Origin of the sequence: Streptomyces sp. NPDC057438 (assembly GCF_042802995.1) — a bacterium.
In the GTDB taxonomy this organism is placed as follows: Bacteria; Actinomycetota; Actinomycetes; order Streptomycetales; family Streptomycetaceae; genus Streptomyces.
Map to the genome: position 1 here is coordinate 1 of NZ_JBHVDD010000200.1, position 1,668 is coordinate 1,668.

Genomic DNA, 1,668 nt, shown 5'->3' on the forward strand with positions numbered 1-1,668 from the left:
TCATCGGACTGGTGGTCGTCGCGATCGGCTTGACCTTCGGTACCAACGCCGGCTACGCGATCAACCCCGCACGAGACTTCGGCCCTCGATTGTTCACCTACTTCGAAGGCTGGGGCTCTATCGCCCTCCCCGGTACGTTCGAGTGGTTCAGCGGCTACTGGTGGATCCCGATCGTCGGACCGCTCATCGGCGGAGTCGTCGGTGTAGGCGTGTACGACCTCCTCATTACTCCGCTGATCAAGGCCCGGAGGGGGGAGGCTGAAGAAGGTCCCGCCACCGAACAGCCCTGAACACGGCAGCAGGTCCGTCCGGCGCCCGGCAGCGGCGGCACATGCCGTAGGAACACGCCGACGCACCGCCCCCCGCTCCGGCTTCCGGACGGCCATCCACCAGACCTGCGCGCGCCACGCCTGATTGCGTCCGCCGCTCAATCACACAGACCATGGGAAGAGGCGACAACGATGCCCGAATTCGTCGGCGCGGTGGACCAGGGGACCACCAGCACGCGCTTCATGATCTTCGATCACGCAGGCAACGAGGTGGCCAAGCACCAACTCGAGCACCATCAGATCCTGCCACAGTCCGGTTGGGTCGAGCACGACCCGGTGGAGATCTGGGAGCGCACCAACACGGTGATCCAGAACGCCCTGCGAAGCGGAGGGCTGTCCGCCGCCGACCTCACAGCGATCGGCATCACCAACCAGCGCGAGACGACCGTGGTCTGGGACCCCCGCACCGGCCGCCCCTACTACAACGCCATCGTCTGGCAGGACACCCGCACCGACAGTATCGCCGCAGCCCTCGAACGCGACGGCCATGGCGAGACCATCCGGCACAAGGCAGGCCTGCCACCTGCCACGTACTTCTCCGCAGGCAAGATCAAGTGGCTGCTGGAGAACGTGGACGGACTACGCGAGGCCGCCGAAGCGGGCCGCGCTCTCTTCGGCAACACGGACGCCTGGGTGCTGTGGAACCTCACCGGCGGCCCCAACGGCGGAGTGCACGCCACCGACGTCACCAACGCCAGCCGCACCATGCTGATGAACCTGGAAACCCTGGACTGGGACGACGAACTCCTGGCAATCTTCGACATCCCGCGCGAGATGCTGCCGGCCATCCACCCCTCGTCCGATCCTGAGGCCTTCGGCCAGGCCCGCACGTCCCGGCCGTTGAACGCCGCTGTCCCGATCGCCGGCGTCCTCGGCGACCAGCACGCGGCGACCGTCGGTCAGGTCTGCTTCTCCCCCGGTGAAGCCAAGAACACCTACGGCACCGGCAACTTCCTGGTCCTCAACACCGGCACGGAACTGGTGCGTTCGCAGCACGGTCTTCTGACCACAGTGGCCTACCAGTTCGCCGGCAGCCCAGCCGTCTACGCGCTGGAGGGATCCATCGCCGTCACCGGCGCTGCCGTGCAATGGCTGCGTGACCAGCTCAAGGTGATCGGGAGCGCTGCGGAGAGTGAACAACTGGCCCGCTCAGTTGACGACAACGGTGGCATGTACTTCGTCCCGGCCTTCTCCGGCCTGTTCGCCCCGTACTGGCGCTCCGACGCCCGCGGCGCGATGGTCGGCCTCGCCCGCTACAACACCAATGCGCACATCGCCCGGGCCACACTGGAAGCCATCTGCTACCAGAGCCGCGACGTGGTCGAGGCCATGGAGCAGG

At 66.7% G+C, this 1,668-nt stretch carries 2 protein-coding genes; both read left to right on the forward strand.

The window, feature by feature from the left end; translation table 11 throughout:
- Positions 1-290: aquaporin (locus tag ACFU5F_RS42350; protein WP_383899021.1), on the forward strand; the 290-nt coding region annotated here is incomplete at its 5' end.
- Positions 291-461: 171 nt separating this feature from the next.
- A partial coding sequence (glpK, locus tag ACFU5F_RS42355; protein WP_383899023.1) for a glycerol kinase GlpK occupies positions 462-1,668 on the forward strand: 1,207 nt, incomplete at its 3' end.